Annotated in this window: 4 protein-coding genes and 1 pseudogene; 4 read left to right on the top strand and 1 reads right to left on the bottom strand. The window is 69.5% G+C overall.

Going from position 1 to position 3935, the window contains the following annotated elements; all coding sequences use genetic code 11:
• The 3 genes and pseudogenes from K2Z83_RS27985 to K2Z83_RS27975 all read left to right on the top strand — a co-directional run.
• Positions 1-266, top strand: a pseudogene (locus K2Z83_RS27985) (chemotaxis protein CheW); the annotation flags it as partial.
• A gap of 53 nt (positions 267-319) precedes the next feature.
• Positions 320-709 (top strand): PleD family two-component system response regulator, encoded by a 390-nt coding sequence (locus K2Z83_RS27980; protein WP_220598462.1) that lies wholly within the window; start codon positions 320-322, stop codon positions 707-709.
• Between the two features lie 44 nt (positions 710-753).
• The gene (locus K2Z83_RS27975; RefSeq protein WP_220598461.1) at positions 754-2619 is read left to right on the top strand and encodes a methyl-accepting chemotaxis protein; all 1866 of its coding nucleotides are present in this window, start codon (positions 754-756) and stop codon (positions 2617-2619) included.
• Here K2Z83_RS27975 and K2Z83_RS27970 read toward each other — a convergent pair.
• Positions 2607-2744: a hypothetical protein gene (locus K2Z83_RS27970; RefSeq protein WP_220598460.1), complete on the bottom strand. Its 138-nt coding sequence runs from the start codon at positions 2742-2744 to the stop codon at positions 2607-2609. The two genes, K2Z83_RS27975 and K2Z83_RS27970, sit on opposite strands and share 13 nt — an antisense overlap.
• Positions 2745-2755: 11 nt before the next feature.
• Here K2Z83_RS27970 and K2Z83_RS27965 point away from each other — a divergent pair.
• On the top strand, positions 2756-3935 hold a 1180-nt coding region (locus K2Z83_RS27965; RefSeq protein ID WP_220598459.1), incomplete at its 3' end, for an Hpt domain-containing protein.

The raw sequence follows: 3935 nt of genomic DNA, 5'->3' as shown, positions 1-3935 counted from the left end.
CGCTCCTCGAGATCCCCGCCGCGCGGCCGACGCCCGGCTGCCTGCTGCTCGTCATCACGTCCGGCGATATCACCGTCGGGCTGCTCGCCGACAGCGTTGTGGCGGTCCACCACCTGGCCGACAGCCTCACGCCAACCCCGGCGGCAAATGCGGGGCGCGGGCAGCCCTGGGTGCGCGGCGTCGACACATCCTTAAGCCTCCACCTGGATGTCGATCTGCTGCTGGCCGAGCCCCGGCTGGCGATGAACGCCGAGGCGGTCGAGTAAGGCGTATTCTAGGGCGTGATCTGCTCACCGCCCGCTGAGCCTGGAGCAACCCCATGTGCGACATCCTCCTCATCGAAGATAGCCAGAGCCAGGCAGTGCGATTCAGGCTGATGCTTGAGCGAGCTGGCTACAGCGTCCAGATTGTCGCCGATGGAGCCGCCGGGTGGCGTGCCGCCTGCGCGCACCCGCCGCGGCTCATCCTGCTCGACATCGACCTGCCCTCGCTCGACGGGTTCCAGATCCTCGGCCGGCTCAAGCGCGACCGCGCGACATCGACCATCCCGGTGGTGATGCTCACGCACCGCGACAATGTAAAAAGCGTGCAGCAGGCGATCGATCTCGGGGCCGATGACTACCTGTTCAAGGACGACGCGCCCTACGAGCTGTGCGCGACGGTCGCCCAGTCGATCAAGTCGGGCTCGTCTTCACCTCATGCGGCCTGAGCACTGCGCCACCAGCGCCTACGGTACGATAAGGATCTCGTGTCATGAGCAGATTCAACAACCTCAGCATCCGCAACAAAATCTTGCTCGTGGTGGTGTTCGTCCTCGCCGCCATGGCCGCCGTCTCGACGATGTCGTATCGCGGCATTCAGGATAGCCTCCGCCGCGAGGCTGCTGTGCGCACCACCTACGCGATCATTGAGCAGAACGCCGAGATCGAGCTCCAGCTGGTGAATATGGAGACCGGCGAGCGCGGATTCCTGCTGACGGGAGACGATATCTTCCTTGAGCCCTACACCGCCGGCTACGCAGCCTACCAGGAGTCCTATGTCACGCTGCGCGCGCTGGTCGATGGACAGGACACCACCGAGGTAGCGGGTATTGACGGCCTTGACCAGAAGGTGCGGGCTTGGCGCGACGAGGTGCTGGAGCCGCTCATCCAGATGCGCCGCGATGTTACAGCGGGCAGTGCGAGCATGGAGGAACTGGACGCCCGCGTGAGCAGCGGCGTAGGCAAGCAGCGACTAGACGAGATGCGCGCCATGATCGCCGACTACAACGCGAGCGAGCATGATCAGCTCACCAAGCGCCAGGAAGAGTCGCTGGCGGCGTCCAACGCCCTGGAGATCACGCTGATCGGCGGGACGCTGGGGGCGATCCTGATCAGCCTGATCGCCTCGGTGGTGATAACCAGCGGCATCGCCCGCCGGCTCGGCCTGGTCGCCCGCGCGGCGGACGGCATGGCCCGGGGCCGCATCGATGACCGCCACGAGCTGCCCGAGGGCGTCGATGAGGTCGGCCGGCTGGCCGAGGCGTTCAGCCAGATGGCGACCACCATCCGCGCGCAGCTCGACGAGCAGCGCCGGGCCAACGAGGAGCTGCGCGCCGCCAGCGAGACCCAGGTGGCCAAGGAGTACCTGGAGCAGATGGTGCGCGCCTACTCATCCTTCGCCGACGAGGTGGCCCGCGGCAACCTGACCGCTCGGCTCAGCATCGTCGACACCCAGCAGGATGAGCTGGCTGTCCTCGGCCGCGCGCTCAATAAGATGGTCGAGGGGCTGCATCAGATCACCACGCAGACCCAGCAGGCGGCGGCGAACATCGCCGCAGCGGCGGCCGAGATCATGGCCGCCACCACCCAGCAGGCCGCCTCCGCCGCCGAGCAGTCCGCCGCGCTCACCCAGACCACCACCACGATCGACGAGGTCAAGGCGATCGCCCAGCAGACCGCCCAGCAGGCCGCCCAGGTCGCCCACGACAGCCAGGCCGCCCTCAACGTCGCCCGCGAGGGCACCGGCGCCGTCGAGGAGACCGTCAGCGGCATGGGCCAGATCCGCACCCGCGTCGAGAGCATCGCCGAGACCATCCTGGCCCTGGCCGAGCAGACCCAGGCCATCGGCTCGATCATCACCACGGTCAGCGAGCTGGCCGACCAGAGCAACCTGCTGGCGCTCAACGCCGCGATCGAGGCCGCCCGGGCCGGCGAGCAGGGCCGCAGCTTTGCCGTCGTCGCCCAGCACGTCCGCGACCTCGCCGAGCGCTCCAAGAGCGCCACCCAGCAGGTGCGCGAGATCCTCTCGGAGATCCAGAAGGCGACCAACGCCGCCGTGCTGGTCACCGAGGAGGGCACCAAAGGCGTCGAGTCGGGCGCGCGGCTGGCGGGGCAGGCCGGCCAGGTCATCCACCGCATCGCCTCCGAGGTCGAGGGCGGGGCCCAGGCCAACGTCCAGATGGCCGCCGCCGCCCAGCAGCAGACCGCCGGCATGGAGCAGATCGGCCAGGCCATGGGCAGCATCCAGCAGGCCACCACCCAGGCCCTCGCCAGCACCCGCCAGGCCGAGCGCGCCGCCCAGGACCTGCACACGCTCGCACAGTCGCTCCAGCGCACAATCTCCACCTACCGACTGTAGGCCAGGATTGCAGATTGCAGATTGCAGAAGCGCAGAAGCGCAGAAGCGCAGAGCGCAGAGCGCAGATGTGACGTATTAGCATGTAGCTCAATCTGCAATCTGCAATCTACAATCTGCAATTGCATAAGGTCCCCCTATGCTCACAGACGCCGACATCATGGCCCAGGTGCTCGACGCATTCCGCGCCGAGCAGGCCGAGCACCGGCAGGCGGCAGGCGAGCTCCTGCTGGAGCTTGAGCGCGACCCGCACCACCCCGAGCGCAAGCAGCTGCTCGATCAGCTCTTCCGCGAGGCGCACAGCCTCAAGGGCGGCGCGCGCGCCGCCGGGCTGCTGGATGTCGAGCGCCTCGCCCACCGCATCGAGGATGTGTTCGCCGCCGCGCGCTCGGGCAATCTGGAGCTGACGCCTAAGGTGTGCGACCCGATCTACGCCGGGCTCGACGCCCTCGGCGCGCTGATGGCCCGCCACGATGCCGGCGAGCCGACCGACCTGACGCCCTACCAGCCGCTGCTCGACACGCTGGCCGGGGCGCTTGTCGATCTGGCCCCGCCCGCGCCAGCAGAGCCCTCGGCGACAGGGGCCTCGGCGCTCGCGCCCGAGCATGAGCACAGGCTGGCGGCCGGACAGGCGCGGCATGGCGAGGATGCGACCACGGTGCGCCTGCCCACCAGCGTGCTCGACAGCCTGCTCAATGAGGCCGGCGAGCTGATGACCTGCACGCTGCGCGCCCGCGAGGCCGCCCGCGAGGCCGCCGCGCTGGCCGAGCTGCCCGCCCGCTGGCGGCGCACCTGGCAGCGCCTCGGCCCCCGGCTGGCGCGCCTGCGCACGTCGCCGGCCACCCTGCGCCCCATCACCCACCACCTGGACGAGCACGTCGGCGTCGGGCCATCCGCCCATCCCGTCGGGCACGCCGGGACGCCCCGCGAGATCGTCGAGGCCCTTGAGCAGGCCAACAGCTTGCTCGGCGAGCTCGGCGCGGCGGTGGCGAACCTCTCGCGCCAGATCGCTGCGGATCACTCCCGTCTCGCCGCCGTCACCGACCGGCTCCACGACCAGGTGCGGCGCACGCGGATGCTGCCGCTGGCGACGCTCTTCCCGCCCCTGCGCCTGCAGCTGCGCGAGATGGCCCGCGCCGCCGGCAAGCGGATCGAGCTGAGCGTCGATGATGGCGGGGCCGAGGCGGATCGCCAGGTGCTCGACCAGCTGCGCGAGGTGCTGCTGCACCTGCTGCGGAACGCCGTCGATCACGGCATTGAGGATCCGGCCACCCGGGCCAGCGCCGGCAAGCCAGAGTCTGGCACCGTGCTGATCTGCG

Origin of the sequence: Oscillochloris sp. ZM17-4 (genome assembly GCF_019599295.1) — a bacterium.
GTDB lineage: Bacteria > Chloroflexota > Chloroflexia > Chloroflexales > Chloroflexaceae > Oscillochloris.
This window is presented reverse-complemented; position numbering and strand designations above follow the sequence as displayed.